Consider the following 21,452-nt stretch of genomic DNA (forward strand, 5'->3'; position numbering starts at 1 on the left):
GAGAAGGACAAAGCGAGCGTTTCGCAACCGTGATGTGCACGGCGCCACAAATCACTTGACGTGAAAGCGCGCCGGATCAATCTTCACTGTTAAGAAAAAAATACGACTGAGTGGAAACACTGGAGTCGTGCGGTCATGTACCGGGGAACAAGCTTCGCGAAGCCGAGGCATCACCGGCCGGGAACACAAAATGGGGAATTCAGACAGATGAGCACGATTACCACTGCCCTGGAGCAGCCCGCTGAAGGCAAGCTGCTCCGCAACATCGACTGGCGCGGCGCCTTCTGGGTGGCGAGCGGCGTTCCTGCCCTTGTCCTGTTTTCGATCGGCGGCATTGCCGGAACGACGGGAACGCTGGCCTTCGGGATCTGGATCGCTTCCATGATCATGGGCTTCCTGCAATCCTTCACCTATGCCGAGATCGCCGGCCTGTTCCCGAACAAGTCGGGCGGCGCCTCGATCTACGGCGCCACCGCCTGGCTGCGTTATTCCAAGTTCATCGCGCCGCTGTCGGTGTGGTGCAACTGGTTCGCCTGGTCGCCGGTGCTGTCGCTGGGCTGCTCGATCGCCGCCGCCTATATTCTCAACGCGCTGGCGCCGGTGCCGCTGTTCACCGAGGCGTCGCCGGACGTCGTCGCCTATATCGCGGCGCATGCCGGAATGGTGCCTGCCGACGCCATCGCCGCGGTGACCGCGGCGGCCACGCCGGCGATCCGCAACTGGACGCTGTTCAGCCACACGCTAGGTCCTGTCTCCTTCACCCTCAATGCCACTTTCTTCATCGGCGCGGTGCTGATGCTGATCATCTTCTCGATCCAGCATCGCGGCATTCTCGGCACCGCCAATGTGCAGAAGTATATCGGCCTCCTGGTCATCATCCCGATGCTGATCGTCGGTGTCGTGCCGATCGTCACCGGCCAGATCAACTGGGCGAACTTTTCGCCGCTGGTGCCGCTGGCGGCGGCTTACGCGCCGGAGCCCGGCTCGTGGAACATTGCCGGCTGGACGCTGGTTCTAGGCGGCATGTTCATCGCGGCGTGGTCGACCTATGGCTTCGAGACCGCCGTCTGCTACACATCGGAGTTCAAGAACCCCGGCACCGACACGTTCAAGGCGATCTTCTATTCCGGCCTGCTCTGCATGCTTCTGTTCATCCTGGTGCCCTTCACCTTCCAGGGCGTGTTGGGCCTCAACGGCATGCTGGCGACGCCGATCGTCGACGGCTCCGGTGTTGCCGATGCACTGGCCGGCATGGTCGGGGGTGGCGCATTGATCCACAGCCTCTTGGTGATGCTGATGATCCTGGCGCTGGTGCTGTGCATCATGACGGCAATGGCCGGCTCGTCGCGCACGCTCTACCAGGGCTCGGTCGATGGCTGGCTGCCGCGCTATCTCAGCCACGTCAACGAGCATGGCGCGCCGACGCGCGCCATGTGGACCGATCTCGTCTTCAACCTGATCGTGCTGGCCATCGCCTCGGCCGACGCGACGAGCTTCTTCTTCATCCTCGCCGTGTCGAACTGCGGCTACATCATCTTCAACTTCCTCAACCTCAATGCCGGCTGGATCCACCGCATCGACAACGGCCACATCAACCGGCCTTGGAAGGCGCCGAGCTGGCTGCTCGGCCTCGGCGCCATCTTCGCCTATGTAAACGCCATCTTCATGGGCGCCGGCGCCAAGGTGTGGAACCCGATGGCGCTCTGGGCCGGCCTGATCACAGCCGCCTTGATCATCCCGGTGTTCTGCTACCGGCACTACGTCCAAGACAAGGGCAAGTTCCCCGACCACATGCTGGCCGACCTCGGCATGGCGGGCGCAGACCTCTCGGTCAAAAAGGCAGGCATGCTGCCCTACCTGACGCTGGTCGCCGGCCTGGTGGTGATGCTGCTCGCCAACTGGTACTTCGTCATCTGAAAGTGATGGCTTGAAAAGAATGGGCGCGCTTCGGCGCGCCCGTTTCTTTTTGTGGCAGACGTCAGCCGGCCTTGCGGATGACCGCTTCGGAGCCTTCGAAGAACCGGTTCGGCGGACGCTTCAGGCCGAGATTCTCGCGCAAGGTGGTGCCCTCATACTCGCGCCGGAAGAGCTTTCGCCGCTGCAGCTCGGGCACCACCTTCTCGGCGAAGTCGTCGAGCCCGGCTGGCAGATAGGGGAACATGACGTTGAAGCCGTCTGACCCTTCGGCAAACAGCCATTCCTCCATCGAATCGGCGATGGTTTTCGGCGTGCCGACGAAAGCAAGGCCGGAATAGCCGCCGAGCCGCTGCGCCAACTGGCGGACGGTCAAATTCTCCCGGCGCGCCAGCTCGATGACGCGCTCGCGGCCGCTCTTCGAGGCATTGGTTTCGGGGATTTCGGGCAAGGGCGCGTCGGGATCAAAGCCGGATGCGTCGTGCCCCAGCGCGATCGATAGCGAGGCAATGCCGCTCTCGTAATAGACCAGGCTGTCGAGCTTGGCGCGTTTGGCCTGTGCTTCCTCGACACTGTCGCCGACGATGACGAAGGCGCCGGGCAGGATCTTGATGTCGTCGCGCGAACGGCCAAGCTTCTCGGCCCTGCCTTTGACATCGGCGAAGAAGCGCTGTCCGGCTGCGAGATCGGAGTGGGCGGCGAAGATCACCTCCGCCGTTTCGGCTGCCAGCTGCCGCCCGGCCTCAGACGCGCCGGCCTGGACGATGACCGGCCAGCCCTGCACGGGGCGCGCAATGTTGAGCGGGCCGCGCACCGAGAGATGCTCACCCTTATGGTCGAGCACATGCAGCCTCGCGGGATCGAAATAGAGCCCGCTCTCGGGGTCGCGGATGAAGGCGTCGTCGGCAAAGCTGTCCCAGAGGCCGGTCACCACATCGTAGAATTCCCGCGCATTGTGATAGCGCTCGTCGTGCTCGACATGCTCGTCGAGGCCGAAGTTCAGCGCGGCGTCGGGATTGGATGTGGTGACGATGTTCCAGCCGGCGCGGCCGCCGCTGATATGGTCGAGCGAGGCGAAGCGGCGGGCAATGTGATAGGGCGCGTCGAAGGTTGTCGATGCGGTGGCGACAAGGCCGATATGATCAGTGACGGCGGCGAGCGCCGACAGCAGCGTGAACGGCTCGAACGAGGTCACCGTGTGGCTGCGCCGTAGCGCCTCGATCGGCATGTTGAGAACGGCCAGATGGTCGGCCATGAAGAAGGCGTCGAACTTCGCCGCCTCAAGCGTCTGCGCGAAGCGCTTCAGATGGGCGAAGTTGAAGTTGGCATCGGGATATGAGCCGGGATAGCGCCAGGCCCCGGTGTGAAGACTGACCGGACGCATGAAGGCGCCGAGCCGCAATTGCTTGTTGTCTGCCATGGGATGATCACCTGATGCGAATGAGCGTTGCCGCTCCGATATGTAAGCAGGATCGGACGGCTTTGCCGTCCTGGAAAGGAATTCTGTTTTGCAAAACCGGCGCCGCGAAGCATTTTCATACAGGTGGCCGTTCAACCTATTTTGATGAACCCGCCTGGTGTTGAGATACTTGCCTGGGTGCTCGGTGCCACCGGCAAGGAGAAAGCCAGAACGCCGCACGTCAAGCGTACGGCGTTCCAGCCTTTTCCAAGGTGCATCCTGTGCGCCGGCAGCGCCTACTCGGCGGCCAGCGCGAGTGGCGGCCTGTCATTGTCCTGCACCGCCTCATCAGCCGGCTTCCTGCCTTTCTTCGGCTCGCGGCCGAAGAACAGCGCGTAGCCTGCCGGCAGCACCAGGATGGTGAGTACGGTGGCGACGAGGATGCCGCCCATCATGGCGTAGGCGAGCGGTCCCCAGAACACCGCACGCGAGATCGGGATCAGCGCCAGCACCGCCGTCATCGCCGTCAGCACGATCGGCCGGAAACGGCGCACGGCCGAGCCGATGATGGCCTCCGATCGGTCCATCCCCCTGGCGATGTCCTGATCGATCTGGTCGACCAGGATGATCGAGTTGCGCATGATGATTCCGAGCAGCGCGATGACACCGAGGATGGCGACGAAGCCGAACGGCGCGCCGCTGATCAACAGAGCCGCCGCCGCACCGATGATGCCGAGCGGACCGGTGGCCAGCACGAGCATCGCCTTGCCGAAATGCTGCAGCTGGATCATCAGGAGCACGACGATGACGGCCAGCATGATCGGCGCCTTGGCGGCAATCGAGGCCTGGCTTTCGGCGGAATCTTCCGCACCGCCCTGGATCTCGATCTTGTAGCCGGGCGCCAGGCCGGCGCGCATGCCCTGCATGTCATTGTAGAGCTTGGTGACGACGTCGTTCGACTGCACACCATCCGGCAGCGTGGCGCGCACCGAGATGGTCGGCAGGCGGTCGCGCCGCCATTCGACGCCCTGCTCGAGCACCGGCACCACCTTGGCCACCTGCGACAGCGGCACGAAGCCGCCGAAATCGGTCGGGATATAGACCGAGTCGACCGAGGACAGCAGGCTGCGGCTGGCGTCCGGTTCGCGGGCGACGATGGAAACCGTCTCCTCGCCATCACGGAAGTCATCGAGCGGCGCGCCGGACATCGCTGCCTGCAGCATCTGGCGGATGCGTTGCGAGGTGACGCCAAGAGCACGGGCGCGGTCCTGGTCGATGATCAGCTTCATCGCCGGTACCGGCTCCAGCCAGTCGTCATGGACGGCGCCGAGCAGCGGATTTTCGGCGAATTTCGCCTTCACCTGGTCGGCGATGCGGCGCACCTCCTGGCGGTCCGGACCCATGATGCGCATCTGCACCGGCCAGCCGGTCGGCGGGCCGAGGAACAGACGGTCGACCTTGGAACGGATCGAGGGGAAATCCTGCGCCAGGATTGAGCGCAGCTTGAGGATCAGCCGCTCGCGTGCCGGCTCGTCATTGGCCATCACCAGAAGCTGCGCATAGTTCGGATTGCGCAATTGCTGGTCGAGCGGCAGGAAGAAGCGCGGCGCGCCTTCGCCGATATAGGTGGCGATGAAGCGCTTGTCCTTGTCGTCCATCATCCGGGCTTCCAGCGCCTTGGCCTGCGTCTCGACTTCCTTGATCGAGGTTCCCTCAGGCAACCAGAGATCGACGAGGATTTCCGGCCGCGAGGATTGCGGGAAGAAGTTTTGTGGGATGAACTGGAACGCCCACAGGCTGGTGGCGAAGGTGACCAGCGTCATCACCAGAACGATGATGCGGTGGCGCACCGCCCAGCCGACCGTGGCGCGCAGCCGCCGGTAGAAGCCGGTGTCGAAGGCGTCATGATGGTTGCCGGCATGCTTGCGCTGCTTGAGGATCATGTAGCCCAGCCACGGCGTGAAATAGACGGCGACGAACCACGACACGACGAGCGCGATGCCGACGACATAGAACAGCGTGCGCACATATTCGCCTGCGGTCGAGGCGGCGAAGCCGACCGGGATGAAGCCGGCGATGGTGATCAGCGTGCCGCTCAGCATCGGGAAGGCGGTCGAGGAATAGGCGAAGCTCGCCGCATCGATCTTGACCAGCCCCTCTTCCAGCTTGCGCTCCATCATCTCGACGACGATCATGGCGTCGTCGACCAACAGCCCGAGCGCGATGATCAGGGCGCCGAGCGAAATGCGCTGCAGATCGATGCCGAGCTCGTACATGATGGCGAAGGTGGCGGCCAGCACCAGCGGAATGGCAATGGCGATGACCAGGCCGGAACGCCAGCCGATCGACAGCAGCGAGACAGCAAGCACGATCAGCAGCGCCTCGCCGAGCGCCTCCATGAACTCGTTGACGGCGTCCTTGACAACCTCGGGCTGGTTGGAGATCTGGTCAACCGCAACGCCGTAGGGCAGCGCTTCCTCAAAGCGCTTGTAGGTCGCCTCGACATCCGTGCCGACGTCCCTGACGTTAAAACCCTTGGCCATGACGACGCCGACCTGGACGCTTTCGTGGCCGTTGAAGCGGTACTTGCGCTGATAGGGATCTTCGAGACCGGAACTCACGGTGGCGATGTCGCCAAGACGTGTCACCTGACCACCGGCGCGCAGGCGCAATTCCCTGATGTCGGCAGCCCTGGTGACATCGCCCTCGACCGAGATGCGCACCGAGCGCAGGCCGGTGTCGACGGAGCCCGCCGGATCGACATTGTTCTGGCCCTTGATGGCGTTCTGCAGGTCGGTCAGCGTCAGGCCGCGTTCGGCCAGGGCCTTGGACGAGACGTCGATATAAAGCTTCTCCGGCTGGTCGCCGATGATGACGGCCTTCTCGACGCCCGGCGTCGTCAGCAGCATGTCGCGAGCCTGGGTGGCGAATTTCTTCAGCTCCGGATAGCTGTAGCCGTCGCCGCCGATCGAGTGCAGGGTGATGAAGGTGTCGCCGAACTCGTCGTTGAAATAGGGCCCGAGCAGGCCTTGCGGCAGGTCGCCGGAGATGTCGCCAACCTTCTTGCGCACCTGGTAGAAGGCGTCCTTCACCTCCTCTGCATTGGTGTCGCCCTTGATCTGGACGGTGATGATGGCGCTGCCGGCGCGGGTGTAGGAACGGACGAAGTCGAGGTGCGGCGTTTCTTGCAGCTTGCGCTCGATCTTGTTGACGACCTGGTCTTCCATCTCCTGGATCGAGGAGCCCGGCCAGATCGCCTGGACGACCATGACGCGGAAGGTGAAATCGGGGTCTTCCTTCTGGCCCATGCGCATCAGGCCGAGCGCGCCGGCAATGATGATCAGACCGAACAGGAAGCGCGCGATCGAGGGATGGCCGATGGCCCAGCGCGAAAGATTGAAAGGCTGCTTTTCAGTGCTGTCGGTGGCGGTCATCGGCGTCAGTCCAATTCGTTGATCGTGCGCGCATACGCTTTGCATGCAGCTAGGATATTCCGATGCTGGCTTCCGGGCGGCGAGGCTTTCCGAGCGGAGAGACACTCATCGCGGTGGGACGCGCGGATCGATGCGGGGGAACTCGATCTTGGCGTCTCGACCATCGGGCGCTCGCCGCCCGGAAACCTGAATTCGCTTGCCCAGCCCTTTCGCCGAAGCGACGATCAAGCCGGCTTCATGCCTGCGGTCAGCGCAGGGCCTTTGCGGCATCGCCTTCCGCAGAGGCGGCCTGGACCGCATCGCCGGTCAGCTTGACCTTGAGATTCTCGGTCATGAACTGGGTGCCGGCGGCAACGACGACATCCCCCGGCTTGAGCCCGTCGGCGACGCTGACGCCGTCGGCGGTGAACTCCGCAACCTTGACCAGGCGCTCGTGCACCGTCTCGCCGGCGCGGTCGACGGTCCAGACAATCTTGCGACCATCCTTTTCCGCAAGCGCGCTGAGCGGGATCGACACCATCTCCTGCTTCTTGGCCACCGAGGCCTCGATGTTGGCGGTCATGCCGAGCAGCACGCGCGGGTCGTCGGGCAGCGAGACGCGGACGGCAAAGGTGCGCGACTGCTGGTCGGCGCTGCCGGCGACTTCACGCACTTTGCCGGAGAGCGCCAGCGCGTCATCGGACCAGAAGCTGGCCTTGACGTCCTTTCCCGGCTTGAAGGCGGCGATGTCCATTTCGGGAACCGCGATCAGCACTTCCTTTTCGCCGTCGACGGCAACGGTCATCACAGGCGTTCCGGCGCCGACCACCTGGCCGACATCGGCCGAGACCGCCGTGACGATGCCGTTCTCGCTCGCCTTGAGATCGGTGTAGACGACCTGGTTCTGCGCCTGGGCAAGGGTAGAGCGGGCGGCATCGCGCGTCGCTACCGCCTGGTTGTAGCTCAGCGTCGCCTGTTCGAGCTGCGACTTGGAGGTGAAGTTCTTGGCAAAAAGCTGTTCGGCGCGCTTGCGGGACAGATCGACCGTCTCGACCTGCCGCTCGGCGGCGTCGAGGCTGGCCTTGGCGCTCTTGACCGACAACTCATAGTCCGTGGGATCGATACGGGCTAGCACATCGCCTGTCGTCACATGCTGGCCGATGTCGACCAGACGCTCAGTGACCTTGCCCGAGATGCGAAAGCCGAGGTTCATTTCGGTACGGGCTCGCACCGAGCCGGAATAGGTGAGTTCGCGACTCTTTTCGGCCTGGCCGATCTCGACCACCTTGACCGGACGGATGATGTCCTGGACCTCGGTCTTCTCCTGGCTGCAGGCGGCGAGCCCGAGCGTGGCGACGATCAGGCCGGCGACCGGCAGCTTGCGGATGATGGAACTGGACAAAGACACTTTCGTACTCCCGACTGGAGATGAACGGTCGACACCGGCGCCCGGCGGGCGGCGGCTATTACTTCAGAGCCTTGATCGCGTAATCGATGAGATCGTCGGGCATCGCCCGATTGGTCTTGGCAAGGCACTGCGCCACCATTTGCGGGTGGCACAGAATGACGGTGGCGGCGCCGAAGCAGCGCGATGCGATGACCGGATCCTGGTCGGCAAACTCGCCGGCCTCGATGCCCTCGCGGATGACCTCGGCAAACAGGTCGTGAATGCTGTCGATATGCTTGTCGATGACGCCCCAGTCGCGCTCGAGCGCGACGATGACCATTTCGTGGACCTTCTGGTCGTCGAGCATGACTTCCAGCGTCATCTTGTACTGCGCATGCACGTAGCGGCGCAGCCGCTCCTCGGCGCTGATCGGCAACCGGGAAATCTCGTAGGCCATGTTGTAGCTGGCGAGGAGCATGCGGCCGCAGACGGCCTGGTGGATTTCGACCTTGGAGGCGAAGAAACGGTAGATATTGGCCGGCGACATGCCGAGTTCGCGGGCGATGTCGGCGACATTGGTCTTGCCGTAACCATAGTGCCGGAACAGGCGTTCGGCACAGTCGAGAATGCGGGTGACATTCTCCTGGCGGGTGGAGTCGGCCATTATGCTGGCGGCTTCGGACATGGCTCTCTGTCGATTTATGAGTGACGAATTTCAACTTTCGTCAGTCGTAAATCGAAAAGAGGGAAGTGTCAATGCGAATTCGACGTACGCGTATAATTTGGTGACAGAGGGTGTGCGCGAACTCGACCTTGCGCGTGCCGTTGCGCTCTGGAACTAAGATCCCTTCGCCATTTCCCGCAGCTGAAACTTCTGGATCTTCCCCGTCGATGTCTTCGGGATCTCGGCAAAAATCACCGCCTTCGGCACCTTGAAGCGGGCGAGCAGCGCGCGGCAGTGTTCGATGATCTCGGCCTCGCTTGCCACCTTGCCGGGCTTCAGCTCGACATAGGCGACCGGCACCTCGCCCCATTTGTCGTCTGCCTTGGCGACGACGCCGCAGGACGCCACGGACGGGTGTTTGTAGAGGGCTTCCTCGACCTCGATCGATGAAATGTTCTCGCCGCCGGAGATGATGATGTCCTTGGAGCGGTCCTTGAGCTGGATGTAGCCGTCGGGATGCATGACGCCGAGGTCGCCGGAGTGGAACCAGCCGCCGGCGAAAGCCTCGTCGGTCGCCTTCCTGTTCTTCAGATAGCCCTTCATGACGATGTTGCCGCGGAACATGACCTCGCCGATGGTCTCGCCGTCGGCCGGCGTCTTCTGCATCGTCTCCGCGTCCATCACCGTCAGGCCTTCGAGTGCGGCATAGCGCACGCCCTGCCTGGCCTTTCTGGCGCTGCGTTCGCCCTTGTCGAGACCGTCCCAGGCGGTGTGCCATTCGTTGACGACCGCCGGGCCATAGGTCTCGGTCAGGCCGTAGAGATGGGTGACCGCAAAGCCGGCATCGGCCATGCCTGACAGCACGGCTTCCGGCGGCGGCGCGGCAGCGGTGTTGAAGGTAACGGTCTGCGGGAAGTGGCGCTTGTCCTCATCGCTGGCGTTGATGAGCACCGACATGACGACCGGCGCACCGCAAAGATGTGTGACGCCGTGGTCGGCGATGGCATCGTAGATCGGCTTCGGCCGCACCCAGCGCAGGCAGACATGGGTGCCGGCCTGGACGGCCATTGTCCATGGGAAGCACCAACCATTGCAGTGGAACATCGGCAGCGTCCACAGATAGACGGCGTGCTTGGCCATGCCGGCATGGATGGTGTTGGTGTAAGCCATCAGGGCAGCGCCGCGATGGTGGTAGACGACGCCCTTCGGATTGCCTGTCGTGCCGGAGGTGTAGTTGAGCGAGATGGCGTCCCATTCGTCGTCGGGCATCGACCAGGCGTAGCCCTGGTCACCGCCGGCGACGAACGCCTCATAGTCGATCGCGCCGATGCGCTCGCCCTTGGGATAGGGTGCATCGGCGGCATAGTCGGGATCGTCATAGTCGATGACCAGCGGCTTCACCTTGGCCAGTGCCAGTGCCTGTTTGACGACAGCAGCGAATTCGCGGTCGACGATGAGCACCTTGGTCTCGGCATGGTCGAGCTGGAACGCGATGACGGCGGCATCGAGCCTTGTGTTGAGCGAATGCAGCACCGCTTTGGCCATCGGCACGCCGAAATGCGCCTCCAGCATGGGGGGCGTGTTGGACAGCATGACGGTCACCGTATCACCCTTGCCGATGCCGCGCTTCGACAGCGCCGAGGCGAGCTTCAGCGAGCGCTGCCAGAAGGTGCGATAGGTGATGCGCTGGCTGCCATGGATGATGGCGACATGATCGGGATAGGTGCTTGCCGCCCGCTCCAGATAGGTGAGCGGCGTCAGCGGCTGATGGTTGGCGGCGTTCTTGCCGAGATCCTGCTCGTAGGGACTGCCCATCCCGTGCTCCCCGAATTTTCATTGTTGAGAACTTCTAACCACAGCTTCCCGCCACGTCACCATCGGCGATTCCCGACCGGGCACATTTGGCGCAATGATCGTCCAGATTCGATGGGCAAAGAGGTATCGTGTACCCACGCCAGTTTGACTTTTGTCGAGAGCCGTGAATAATGTCAGCCGAGGAGACGGCATGGCGATCCGACCGGCAGAACAGCTTATCCACAAGGCCGCATGGCTCTATTATGCCCATGGCCTGCGCCAGGACCAGGTCGCCAGCCAGCTTAACATCTCCCGCGCCTCGGTCGCCATGTATTTGCGCAAGGCGCGCGAGACCGGCATCGTCAACATCTCGACCTCGACGCAGCTGTTCACCGACGACGTGCTTGCGCGCCAGCTCGAGGACGCGCTCAAGCTTGATGCGGTGTGGATCGCGCCGGAGAATGCCTATGTCGTCGACCCTTCGACGGACGTTGCGGTGCTGGCGGCGGGCGTCTTTCTCGAACTGGTCAAGAAGGGCGACCGGATCGGCGTCGCCTGGGGCCGCACCGTCTACACCATCGCCGACGTCATGTCCTATGCCGACCTGCAGGACGTCACCGTTGTGCAGCTCTGCGGCAATCTCGGCGCGCCCTACTCCTACCGTCCCGACCAGTGCACGATGGAGATCGCCCGGCGGCTCAACGCCAAGGGCCTCAATTTCTACGCGCCGCTGGTGCTGACAACGGAATTGCTGGCGCATGGGCTGCGCGCCGAACCGGTGATCCGCGAACAACTGGCCGATATTGCCAACTGCGATCTGGCGCTCTATTCGGTCGGCACCGTCGACGCCGACAGCCATGTCGTCAAATGCGGCGCGCTCAGCCCCGGCGAGATGGGGCTGTTGCGCGAAGCGGGCGCCGCCGGCGTCGTTGCCGGCCAGATCATCGATGCCGCCGGCAAGGCGCTCGACTGCAGCTACAACCGCCGCGTCATCTCGGCCTCGCTGTCGTCACTGCGCCAGATCGAAAAGCGGCTGATGGTGGTGCAGGAAGACAGCAAGTTCGAACCGCTGCTCGCCGCGCTCGCCGGCGGGCTCTGCACGCATCTCGTCGTCGGCGCCAGCATGGCGCGGCGGCTGCTCGACCATGCCGGAGCCAGTGCGGGGGCAAAAAAGGCTTCCTGACCAACGAAATCCCAGCAGCCGGCGCATTGTCATCAAGGCATCGCGGTACTCCTGTTCACAGCAACATCAAAGACAGCAAAGCGGACATAGCGACATGAAGAACCTTTGGAATGACGACGACGCGGAAAGACTGGTGGCCGACTATGCGAAAAAGGGCGTGGCCCGCGACCTCGCGTTGCGCGTCTACACCACCCGGCTGCTCGGCGGCGAGCCGCGGCTGGTGCTGCATGGCGGCGGCAACACTTCCTGCAAGACCAAGGCCACAGACCTCGTCGGCGACGAATGGGACGTGCTGTGCGTCAAGGGCAGCGGCTGGGACATGGGCGTGATCGAGCCGCAAGGCCTGCCGGCGGTCAAGCTCGGCGCGCTGCTGAAGGCGCGTGCGCTGGCCAGCCTCGCCGACGAGGACATGGTGGCGCTGCAGCGGGCGAACCTCATCGACCCCGCCTCCCCCAATCCATCGGTCGAGACGCTGCTGCACGCCTTCCTGCCGCATAAATTCGTCGACCACACGCATTCGACCGCGATCCTCGCCATCGTCGACCAGGCGGACAGCAAGCCGCTGATCAAGACCGTGTTCGGCGACAAGATGGGGTACGTGCCCTACATCAAGCCGGGCTTCGACCTCGCCAAGGTGGCCGCCGATGTCTACGACGCCGACCCCAGCGTCGAAGGCCTGATCCTCGACAAGCATGGCATCTTCACCTTCGGCGACGATGCGAAGCAGGCCTATGACCGCATGATCCATTATGTGAACGTGGCCGAAGACTATGTGGCGAAGAACGGCAAGCCGAAGACAGCGAAAGCCGCACTGCCGGCCAAGCTCGCAACGCCGGCAGCGATCGCGCCGATGCTGCGTGGCGCGGTGGCGGTGGCGCGTGGCGAAGGCCGCTTCGACCGCATGATCAGCGATTTCCGCACTTCGGACGCCATCGTCGATTTCATCAACTCAGCCGGCATTGCAGACTATGCCGGACGCGGCGTGTCGACGCCCGACCTGTCGATCCGCATCAAGACCGGACCGATGGCGGTTCCGGTGCCAGACGCCGACAAGATTGGCGACTACAAGGCCGTCATCAAGAGCCATGTCGACGCCTTCGCCAACGACTATCGCGCCTATTTCGAAACCAACGATGCGCTGGACGACGTCCAGCGCACCATGCTCGACCCGATGCCGCGGCTGACGCTGGTGCCGGGCCTCGGCATGTTCGGCCATGGCCGCACGCTGAAGGATGCGAAGATCGCATCTGATGTCGGCGAGATGTGGATCGAGGCGGTGCGCGGCGCCGAGGCCGTCGGCAGCTTCCATCCTCTATCGAAGGCCGACCTCTTCCCGCTGGAGTACTGGTCGCTTGAGCAGGCCAAGCTCGCCTCCAACAAGCCGAAGCCGCTGACCGGCCAGGTGGTGCTGATCACTGGCGGCGCCGGCGCGATCGGTGCTGCGACGGCAAAACTGTTCGCCGCCAATGGCGCGCATGCCGTCGTCGTCGATCTCGATGCGGCCAGGGCGGCCGAGGCGGCAAAGGCAGCCGGCAACAATTCGATCGGCGTCGGCGCCGACATCACCAACCCGGCCGAGCTGCGCGCCGCCTTCGACAAAGCTGTCGCTGTCTATGGCGGCGTCGACATTCTGGTCTCCAACGCCGGTGCCGCCTGGGAAGGCCGCATCGGCGAGCTCGACGATGCCCTGCTGCGCAAGAGTTTCGAGCTCAACTTCTTCGCCCACCAGTCGGCGGCGCAGAACGCGGTGCGCATCATGCTGGAACAGGGCACCGGCGGTGTGTTGTTGTTCAACACCTCCAAGCAGGCGGTCAACCCGGGTCCGAAATTCGGCGCCTATGGTGTGCCGAAGGCGGCGACGCTATTCCTGTCCCGGCAATATGCGCTCGACTACGGCGCGCACGGCATCCGCTCCAATGCGGTCAACGCCGACCGCATCCGCTCCGGCCTGTTGACCGACGCCATGATCGCCAGCCGTTCCGGCGCGCGCGGCGTGTCGGAGAAGGAATACATGTCGGGCAATCTGCTCGGACAGGAGGTGACGGCAGAAGACGTGGCGCAGGCCTTCCTGCACCAAGCATTGGCCGAACGCACCACCGCCGATGTGACGACGGTCGACGGTGGCAACATCGCCGCAGCGCTGCGCTAGACATAGACCTGGAGCGGTTCATCGTTCACCAAAACGACGAACCGCTCTCCCACCTGAAGGACTCCAGGCGGAGAACTGCTTTTGCAGGTCGTGCTGAAAAACTGCTCGAACTGGTCAAAATCCACTCCAATCCTTGGCCTATTGCTCGACCACTTTAGGGCGCGCCTTGTGTTTCGCATGCGAGCTCCGACCCTGATCCTTGGTGGAGTTGTCGATGGCTGCGAAGAGACTTCGTGTCGGCTTGCTGTTCGGCGGGCGCTCCGCCGAGCATGAGGTGTCGCTGCTTTCGGCAACCAATGTCATAGCCGCGCTGGACCCGGCGAAATACGACGCCGTTCCCATCTTCGTCACCCGCGAAGGCCAATGGCTGCTGAGCAATTTCAAGGACGGCGCGCTGGCGACACCGTCTGATGGGACGCAGCTTTGCCTGGCGCCGGGCGGGCATGGGCGGATGCTGGCGATCCCCGCCAAGGGTGCGCCGCACGACCTGCCTGCCATCGAATATGGTGTTCCGGTACTGCACGCCTGCATGGCGAGGACGGCGCGGTGGCTGGTGCGAGTCGGGCGGTCATGATGCAGGGGCAGATTCCTAACAGATATTGTTAGACCTTGTTGGATGCATTATAATGTGGGTATGAAAAACGAACCTATGCGCACCCTCACCATATCCCTCACCGCGCAGCAGATAGCTCGCCTGCAAAGCGCTATCGAAGGTGGCGGTTATGCTTCCAACAGCGAGATTGTCCGCGACGCCCTGCGCTTATGGGAGCAGCGCGAGGAATTGCGCACGCTCGAACTCCAGCACTTGAAGCGGGCCTATGCCGACGGGATGGGCAGCGGCAAGCCAGTGGCTGTCGACCCCACCGAGTTCATCGGCAGCCTGAAGGCAGAACGCCGCGCCCGTGGCTAGCTATAGGCTCACACCGCGCGCTTCGCAGGATTTGCGAGACATCTGGCACACCATCGCCGCCGACAATGAAAAGGCAGCAGACTGACTGTTGATGCGCATTTTCGAAAGACTGGAGCTGGCGGCGCAGCACCCCAAGATGGGCAGCGCACGGCCCGAGTTAAGCGCAACGGCCCGCGTGCTCGTCGAAGGCCGTTATATCATCATCTACGAGCCGCAGCCCGATGGTGTCTGTGGCGATTGTCCACGGGATGCGCGATCCAGACCATTGGTTGTAGGCCGGCAGGCTTACGATCAATATGAAAAGAGCGGCCCATGCCGCCCTTCGCATCTATCAGACGACCGATCCTACTTCGCGTTCGGGTTCGGCATCCAGGCCGGCATGGCGACATCGGCATGGGCGAATTGCGGCAGCTTGGCCGACAGGTCCTCCATGTTCTTGATGTCCTTGTCGATCAGGTCCTTCTGGGTGATCAGCGTCGGCGGCACGATGACGTTGTGGCCGGGATCTTCACCGGCGAGCAGCTGCGCCAGCGCGCGCACCGAGACCTGGCCGACGACGGCAGGGTTGGTGGCGGCGGTGGCGGCCCAGGCGCTGTCGGTCTCGCGCATGGCCGCGATGTCCGAGGTAGAGATGTCGGCGGAGTAGATCTTGATCTTCTTGTTCAGCCCCGCCTCGTCGACGGCGATCTTCACACCCTTGGCGAACTCGTCATAGGGCGCGAACATCACATTGATGTCGGGATGCGCCTGCAGCACCGACCGCGCCTGGTTGGCGACCGAGTTGGCGATCGGGTTGTCGAGCGTGCCGAACATCGCGACTTCCTTGATGCCGGCATGTTTCTTCTTCACGTCGACCCAGGTCTCGTTGCGGCGGTCGAGCGGCGCGATGCCAGCGACATAGACATAGCCGGCGTTCCAGCTCTCGCCATTGTCCTTGACCGCCTGCTCGAGCGCCAGGCGCGCAAGGTCCTTGTCGGACTGTTCGATCTGCGGGATCTTGGGGTTTTCGACATTGACGTCGAAGGCGACGACCTTGATGCCGGCATCGACCGCGCGCTGGGCGGCGTCCTTCATCGATTCCGTCAGCCCGTGCTGGATGATGATGCCCTGCACGCCGAGTGCGATGGCCTGGTCGACCATGTCGGATTGAAGGGCGGCGTCCTGGCGGCTGTCGAGCACGCGCAGATCGATGCCGAGCGCCTTGGACTGGGACTCGACGCCCGAGAGATAGGCCTGGAAGAAATCGCCGGTCGAGAGATAGCGCACCAGCGCGATCTTGACGCCGGGCTTGTCGAACGGCGCCGGCTTGTCGGCGGCAAAGGCCGGGACCTGCATCAGCATTGTTGCGCCGGCCAATCCGAGCGCGACCTTCCCCAAAAGTCGTCTTGTGATGTTCACGTTCTTTCCTCCGTTTGTTGAACCCAAAACTGTCCCGGCAGCCATTCTATCTCCTGCCCCGGCCGGAAAGGGCGAAGGTAAAGACAAGGGCGACGACGAGAACCACGCCCTTGACGAAATCCTGCGTGTAGTAAGGCGCGTTCATCATCGTCAGGCCTTGCAGCAGGATGCCGACGAACAGCGCGCCGATGGCGGTGCCGAAGGCGTTCGGCTTGGCGGCGCCGAGCACCGCGTAGCCGATCAGCGCCGCGGCAACCGCATCGAGCAGCAGATTATTACCCGACGCGATGTCACCGCGTCCAAGCCGTGCGGCCAGCAAAATCCCGCCGATCGAGGCAAAAACTCCTGAAATGACGTAGGCCCAGATTTTGTATGCCTTGACAGGCGCGCCGGCGAGTTCGGCGGCCCGTTCATTGCTGCCCACCGCATACATCATGCGGCCGAAGCGTGTGTATTCGAGGAAGAACCAGATCAGCACGGCGAGCACGATCAGCACGACCACGGAGACCGGAATGAGGTTCGGGATGAAGAAGTCGAAGCGGTGGCGGCCGAGCGCCAGGAAGGCGTCGGAGAATTTGCCGTTGGCGACCGAGCCGTCCGGCATTGTCATACCGGTGGCGATGGAGCGTCCTTCAGTCGGGATGCGCTGGAGGCCGACGAGCAGGAACATCATGCCGAGCGTCGCCAGCAGATCGGGCACGCGCATATAGACGATCAGCCAGCCATTGATGAGGCCGACAAGGGCGCCGATGAGCAGGCAGATGAGGACAGCGACGACAACGTTCTGCTCCAGCACCACCATGACATAGGCAGCCGCCATCATGGCCGATGTGGCAACCGAGCCGATCGAGAGATCGAAGCCGCCGACAACCAGTGTGGCGGTGACGCCCAGCGCCAGCACGCCGGTGATGGCGACCGACTGGAAAATGAAGACGGCACTTTGCGGCGAGACGAACCCGTCGGCGGCGATGGCGAAATACGCGATCAGCCCGAACAGAAGCACGATGAACCCGTAGCGGATAGCGTAATCGCGCAGCGTCATTCAGCGCCCGCCGTCAATACCCAACTCAAACCCGTGCACTCCATTCCAACCCTCAGTTCTTCAATCATCGTGGCTCAGGCCGCACTGTGCAACGGCCCGCCCGCGACTTCGGCCAGCAGACGGTCGAGATCGACATCGGCGTTGCGGTGTTCGCCGACGATGGTCTGCTCGGACATCACCAATATGCGATCGGCCGTCTCCAGTGCCTCGTCGAGTTCGGTGACGAACAGCAGCGTGGCGCGGCCATTGGCGCTTGCCCTCAGCTTGGCGGCGATGTCGCGCCTGGCGGAGATATCGACGCCCTGGAACGGTTCGTCGAGAATGAACAATCGGGCGTCCTGCGCCATCCAGCGGGCCACCATCACCTTCTGCTGGTTGCCGCCCGACAGAGTGGTCATCTCGTCCTTCTCCGAGCGGCAGACGATGCCGAGATCCTCGATCTGCCGGCGGGCAATCGTGCGTTCAAGGCCGCGTTTGAGAACTGAAAAGCGCGACATGCGCTTGTGGAAGGGCAGGCTGATGTTTTCCTGGATGTTGAAGCCGCCGACGATGCCGTTTTCGCCGCGGTCCTTGGCGACCAGAAACACGCCGGCGGCGATGGCTTCGCCGGTCGACGCGGGCGCATAGGGCTTGCCATATAAAGTCATCGTACCGGACAGCGGCTTGCGCAAGCCGAACAGCGTCTCGGCGAGCGCGGTCTTGCCGACGCCAACGAGGCCGGTGATGGCAACGACCTCGCCGTCGCCGAGCGTCAGCGAGAATGGCCGGGCACCAGGGGCGATGCGCAAGGCATCGACGGTCAGGATCGGCTTGGCAGAACTCCTGGCTTCGATGCGGTCAAGATGGATCTTGCGGCCGAGCATGGCGTTAACGGCGCCCTCATAGTCGAGAGGCTCGCTGTCGAAGACGCCTGAGATGACGCCATCGCGCATCGAGACGATGCGGTCGGCAAGCCGCCTGATATCCGACATGCGGTGCGAGATGTAGAGGATGGCGACGCCTTGCTCGCGCAGCCGGTCGAGCAGGGCGAACAGCCGGTCCGCCTCGGCGCTGGACAGTGAGGAGGTCGGCTCGTCGAGGATCAGCACTTTCGGCTGGTGCGCCATGGCGCGCGCGATGGCCACCATCTGGCGATCGGCCAGCGACAGATCGCTGATGCGGGCCTTGAGGTCGATGGCGAGCCCCATGCGGTCGGCCACCGCTTTGGCTTCGCGGCGCACCCGGCCGGGGTTGAACAGCAGCGGCGCGCCCTTGCCGCTCAACCTATCCAGCGTCAGATTGGTGGCGACATCGAGATCGGCGACGACGCCGTCATTGATGTTTTGATGCACGGTGACGACGCCTGCGCGGATCGCCTCGGCCGGCGTGTTCGGCGCGAAATCATGACCGGCCAGGTGCATGGTGCCGCCGGCATGGTCGTAGACGCCGCTGATAATTTTCACGAGGGTGGACTTACCGGCGCCATTGGCGCCCATCAGCACGGTGATCTCACCGGCATGCAGTTCGAGCGAGACGCCGCCAAGCACCTCGATATGGCCGAAGGACTTCCTCAGCCCGTCCACGCGGAACACGGCATCATTGCCCATTCGTTTCCTCCCTGACCATGACGCTATGGGCTACGTCATCAATTGTCAACTCGATTGACAATTGCCAGTCAGCTTCCTAGCTTGGCCTCACCGCCATCGCTCCACTATGATTGAGCGAGCAAGCGGGAGGGTGAGGAATGACTGCGAAATTGCCGTTCGAAGCACTGTCGGTGGAGACGCTTGCAACGCGCCTCGGCACGAACGAAGCGCTGTGCGCAAAAATCGGCCCCGATACCGGTGCCTGGAAGGTGCGCGAGGTCGGCGACGGCAATCTCAACCTCGTCTTCATCGTCGAGGGCGTGTCGGGTGCGGCCGTGGTCAAGCAGGCCCTGCCCTATGTTCGCCTCGTCGGCGACAGCTGGCCGTTGCCGCTCAAACGCTCCTTCTTCGAGTATCACGCGCTGACGCGGCAAGAGGCGCGCGCGCCGGGTTCGGTGCCGGCGATCCTCCATTTCGACGAAGCCCAGGCGCTGATCATCATGGAATATCTGGCGCCGCCGCACATCATCCTGCGCCGTGCCCTGATCGGCGGCCGCGAGTTGCCAAATATCGCCCGCGACATCGGCCTGTTCATGGCCCGCACTTTGTTCCGCGGCTCCGATCTCTCCATGCCGACCAAGGACCGCAAGGCCGACCTGGCGCTGTTCGCCGACAATGTCGAGCTCTGCGGCATCACGGAAGACCTGGTGTTTTCCGATCCCTATTTCGACGCCAAGCTGAACCGGCACACCTCGCCGCAGCTCGACGGCCTGGTCGCCGAGCTGCGCGCCGACCGCGACCTCAAGGTCGAGGCGCAGCGGCTGAAGCATATCTTCGCCGCCAACGCCGAGACGCTGCTGCATGGCGACCTGCATTCGGGCTCGATCATGGTCACCGACACCGAGACGCGGATGATCGATCCGGAATTCGCCTTCTACGGTCCGATGGCCTTCGACGTCGGCATGCTGCTCGCCAATTTCTGGATGTCCTACTTCTCGCAGCGCGGCCATGAACACAAGGGCAAGCGTGACGCCATGCGTGCCTATCTGCTCGGGGTGACCAATGACACCTGGACGGTGTTCCGCGCCGAGTTCTCGCATCTATGGCGCACCGAGCGCACCGGCATGCTTTACCAGAAGAGCCTGTTCGAGGATCAGGGCGACATTCTCGCCTCGGAGCAGGCGCTCGACCATGTGCTGCACCAGATCTGGACCGACCTCTTGGGCTTTGCCGGCATCGAGGTGCACCGGCGCATCCTCGGCCTCGCCCACAATGCCGATTTCGAGACCATTGAAGACGAGGATCTGCGAGCCTCCTGCGAGGCCAAGGCGCTGAAATTCGGCCGCCACATCGCCGTCAACCGGCACCAGATTCACGGCATGGACGAGGTCAATAATCTGGCCGCTTTGATCGAACGGGAGAGCAGGATTTGAACGTCGGCGAGCGCCACTACCGCACCATCTGGCTGAGCGACGACCAGCGTTCGGTCGAGATCATCGACCAGCGCTGGCTGCCGCACGAGTTCCGGGTCGAGACGATCGGGAGCGTTGCCGGCATCGCCACCGCGATCCGTGACATGTGGGTTCGTGGCGCGCCGCTGATCGGCGTCACCGCAGCCTATGGCGTCGCCATCCAGATGGCGGACGATCCGTCTGACGAAGCGCTCGACGCGGTCTGGGAGACGCTGCACAAGACGCGGCCGACGGCGATCAATCTGCGCTGGGCACTGGACGAGATGCGGCGGTTCCTCAGGCCGATCGTATTGGGACAGCGCGCGGAGGCGGCCTATAAGCGCGCTGCCGAAATCGCAGACGAGGATGTCGATCTCAATCGCGCCATCGGCGAGAACGGGCTTGCCATCATCAAGGAGATCGCGGCACGCAAGAAGCCGGGCGAGCCGGTCAACATCCTCACCCACTGCAACGCCGGTTGGCTGGCGACGGTCGATTACGGCACCGCCACGTCGCCGATCTATCTCGCCGTCGAGGCCGGCATTCCGGTCCATGTCTATGTCGACGAGACGCGCCCGCGCAACCAGGGCGCCCAGCTGACCGCCTGGGAGATGGCCGGCCACGGCGTGCCGCACACGCTGATCGTCGACAATGCCGGCGGCCATCTGATGCAGCGTGGCGCGGTCGACATGGTGATCGTGGGCACCGACCGCACCACGGCCAATGGCGACGTCTGCAACAAGATCGGCACCTATCTCAAGGCGCTCGCCGCCTCCGATAATGAGGTGCCCTTCTACGTCGCTCTGCCCTCGCCGACCATCGACTGGACGGTGGGTGATGGGCTGACCGAAATCCCGATCGAGGAACGCTCCGGTGACGAGGTGTCGCTGGTCTGGGGCAAGACGGCGGACGGCAAGATTGCGCAGGTGCGGGTTTCGCCCGAAGCGACGCCGGCGGCCAATCCGGCGTTCGATGTGACGCCGGCACGGCTCGTGACAGGGCTGATCACCGAGCGCGGTGTGGCCAAGGCTTCGCGCGAAGGGTTGAAGGCGATGTTCCCCGAACGCGGATAATCTCCCCCCATTGAGGGTCCCTTGAGGGGGAGATGTCGCCAAAGGCGACAGAGGGGGTCGGCGCGTCCTGACGCGACCTCCCAGCACCGACAGATGGACGCTAGCGCTCC

Annotated in this window: 14 protein-coding genes and 1 pseudogene; 7 read left to right on the forward strand and 8 right to left on the reverse strand. The window is 63.5% G+C overall.

Translation table 11 applies throughout. The features are described from left to right. Window positions 1-207: 207 nt before the first annotated feature. Complete coding sequence (locus NKH54_RS10255; RefSeq protein ID WP_023834839.1) at window positions 208-1,917, forward strand: trimethylamine N-oxide permease; 1,710 nt, start codon at window positions 208-210, stop codon at window positions 1,915-1,917. 61 nt (window positions 1,918-1,978) lie between these two features. Here NKH54_RS10255 and NKH54_RS10260 read toward each other — a convergent pair whose 3' ends face one another. The 5 genes from NKH54_RS10260 to NKH54_RS10280 form a co-directional block, all read right to left on the reverse strand. Beyond that, complete coding sequence (locus NKH54_RS10260; RefSeq protein ID WP_352444462.1) at window positions 1,979-3,334, reverse strand: LLM class flavin-dependent oxidoreductase; 1,356 nt, start codon at window positions 3,332-3,334, stop codon at window positions 1,979-1,981. Between the two features lie 275 nt (window positions 3,335-3,609). Next, the gene (locus NKH54_RS10265) at window positions 3,610-6,747 is read right to left on the reverse strand and encodes an efflux RND transporter permease subunit (RefSeq protein ID WP_353028142.1); all 3,138 of its coding nucleotides are present in this window, start codon (window positions 6,745-6,747) and stop codon (window positions 3,610-3,612) included. 247 nt (window positions 6,748-6,994) lie between these two features. Then, window positions 6,995-8,134, reverse strand: coding sequence for an efflux RND transporter periplasmic adaptor subunit (locus tag NKH54_RS10270; RefSeq protein ID WP_023692166.1), 1,140 nt, complete (start codon window positions 8,132-8,134; stop codon window positions 6,995-6,997). Between the two features lie 58 nt (window positions 8,135-8,192). Next, window positions 8,193-8,798: a TetR/AcrR family transcriptional regulator gene (locus NKH54_RS10275; protein ID WP_023668564.1), complete on the reverse strand. Its 606-nt coding sequence runs from the start codon at window positions 8,796-8,798 to the stop codon at window positions 8,193-8,195. A gap of 153 nt (window positions 8,799-8,951) precedes the next feature. Next, a complete protein-coding gene (locus tag NKH54_RS10280; RefSeq protein WP_023684444.1) occupies window positions 8,952-10,592 on the reverse strand; it encodes an acyl-CoA synthetase in 1,641 nt (546 codons plus the stop codon). 190 nt (window positions 10,593-10,782) lie between these two features. Between NKH54_RS10280 and NKH54_RS10285 the strand changes: the two genes are divergently transcribed. The 4 genes and pseudogenes from NKH54_RS10285 to NKH54_RS10300 all read left to right on the forward strand — a co-directional run bounded on the left by NKH54_RS10285 (window position 10,783) and on the right by NKH54_RS10300 (window position 14,813). Then, window positions 10,783-11,754 (forward strand): sugar-binding transcriptional regulator, encoded by a 972-nt coding sequence (locus tag NKH54_RS10285; RefSeq protein ID WP_023696641.1) that lies wholly within the window; start codon window positions 10,783-10,785, stop codon window positions 11,752-11,754. Between the two features lie 94 nt (window positions 11,755-11,848). Then, entirely contained in the window at window positions 11,849-13,903 is a 2,055-nt protein-coding gene (locus NKH54_RS10290) for a bifunctional aldolase/short-chain dehydrogenase (RefSeq protein WP_353028144.1), read from the forward strand. A 214-nt stretch (window positions 13,904-14,117) separates the two neighbouring features. Further along, window positions 14,118-14,464 (forward strand): annotated as a pseudogene (locus NKH54_RS10295) (D-alanine--D-alanine ligase A); the annotation flags it as partial. A gap of 88 nt (window positions 14,465-14,552) precedes the next feature. Next, window positions 14,553-14,813 (forward strand): ribbon-helix-helix domain-containing protein, encoded by a 261-nt coding sequence (locus NKH54_RS10300; protein ID WP_023692171.1) that lies wholly within the window; start codon window positions 14,553-14,555, stop codon window positions 14,811-14,813. A 345-nt stretch (window positions 14,814-15,158) separates the two neighbouring features. On the opposite strand, the gene NKH54_RS10305 is transcribed toward NKH54_RS10300, so the two are convergent. The 3 genes from NKH54_RS10305 to NKH54_RS10315 form a co-directional block, all read right to left on the reverse strand. Next, window positions 15,159-16,211 carry a substrate-binding domain-containing protein gene (locus NKH54_RS10305; protein ID WP_023692173.1) on the reverse strand — a complete coding sequence of 351 codons (1,053 nt, stop codon included), beginning with the start codon at window positions 16,209-16,211 and terminating at the stop codon, window positions 15,159-15,161. A 46-nt stretch (window positions 16,212-16,257) separates the two neighbouring features. Next, window positions 16,258-17,253, reverse strand: a complete 996-nt coding sequence (locus tag NKH54_RS10310) for an ABC transporter permease (protein WP_023668572.1) — start codon at window positions 17,251-17,253, stop codon at window positions 16,258-16,260. Window positions 17,254-17,327: 74 nt separating this feature from the next. Further along, window positions 17,328-18,839: a sugar ABC transporter ATP-binding protein gene (locus tag NKH54_RS10315; RefSeq protein WP_023735628.1), complete on the reverse strand. Its 1,512-nt coding sequence runs from the start codon at window positions 18,837-18,839 to the stop codon at window positions 17,328-17,330. Window positions 18,840-18,976: 137 nt separating this feature from the next. Here NKH54_RS10315 and mtnK point away from each other — a divergent pair, with 137 nt between their 5' ends. Both mtnK and mtnA read left to right on the forward strand, forming a co-directional pair. Then, window positions 18,977-20,251: an S-methyl-5-thioribose kinase gene (gene mtnK, locus NKH54_RS10320; protein ID WP_023834846.1), complete on the forward strand. Its 1,275-nt coding sequence runs from the start codon at window positions 18,977-18,979 to the stop codon at window positions 20,249-20,251. Then, window positions 20,248-21,342 carry an S-methyl-5-thioribose-1-phosphate isomerase gene (gene mtnA, locus NKH54_RS10325; protein WP_023668575.1) on the forward strand — a complete coding sequence of 365 codons (1,095 nt, stop codon included), beginning with the start codon at window positions 20,248-20,250 and terminating at the stop codon, window positions 21,340-21,342. The genes mtnK and mtnA overlap by 4 nt, the downstream gene beginning before the upstream one ends. The last annotated feature ends 110 nt before the right edge of the window (window positions 21,343-21,452 follow it).

Source organism: Mesorhizobium sp. M1004 (genome assembly GCF_040318795.1).
In the GTDB taxonomy this organism is placed as follows: Bacteria; Pseudomonadota; Alphaproteobacteria; order Rhizobiales; family Rhizobiaceae; genus Mesorhizobium.

What these genes read in the sequence shown, in the direction of transcription:
- NKH54_RS10255 (WP_023834839.1), top strand. Translation starts at nt 208, where the DNA reads ATGAGCACGATTACCACTGCCCTGGAGCAGCCCGCTGAAGGCAAGCTG.
- NKH54_RS10260 (WP_352444462.1), bottom strand. Translation starts at nt 3,334, where the DNA reads ATGGCAGACAACAAGCAATTGCGGCTCGGCGCCTTCATGCGTCCGGTC.
- NKH54_RS10265 (WP_353028142.1), bottom strand. Translation starts at nt 6,747, where the DNA reads ATGACCGCCACCGACAGCACTGAAAAGCAGCCTTTCAATCTTTCGCGC.
- NKH54_RS10275 (WP_023668564.1), bottom strand. Translation starts at nt 8,798, where the DNA reads ATGTCCGAAGCCGCCAGCATAATGGCCGACTCCACCCGCCAGGAGAAT.
- NKH54_RS10280 (WP_023684444.1), bottom strand. Translation starts at nt 10,592, where the DNA reads ATGGGCAGTCCCTACGAGCAGGATCTCGGCAAGAACGCCGCCAACCAT.
- NKH54_RS10285 (WP_023696641.1), top strand. Translation starts at nt 10,783, where the DNA reads ATGGCGATCCGACCGGCAGAACAGCTTATCCACAAGGCCGCATGGCTC.
- NKH54_RS10290 (WP_353028144.1), top strand. Translation starts at nt 11,849, where the DNA reads ATGAAGAACCTTTGGAATGACGACGACGCGGAAAGACTGGTGGCCGAC.
- NKH54_RS10300 (WP_023692171.1), top strand. Translation starts at nt 14,553, where the DNA reads ATGCGCACCCTCACCATATCCCTCACCGCGCAGCAGATAGCTCGCCTG.
- NKH54_RS10310 (WP_023668572.1), bottom strand. Translation starts at nt 17,253, where the DNA reads ATGACGCTGCGCGATTACGCTATCCGCTACGGGTTCATCGTGCTTCTG.
- NKH54_RS10315 (WP_023735628.1), bottom strand. Translation starts at nt 18,839, where the DNA reads ATGGGCAATGATGCCGTGTTCCGCGTGGACGGGCTGAGGAAGTCCTTC.
- mtnK (WP_023834846.1), top strand. Translation starts at nt 18,977, where the DNA reads ATGACTGCGAAATTGCCGTTCGAAGCACTGTCGGTGGAGACGCTTGCA.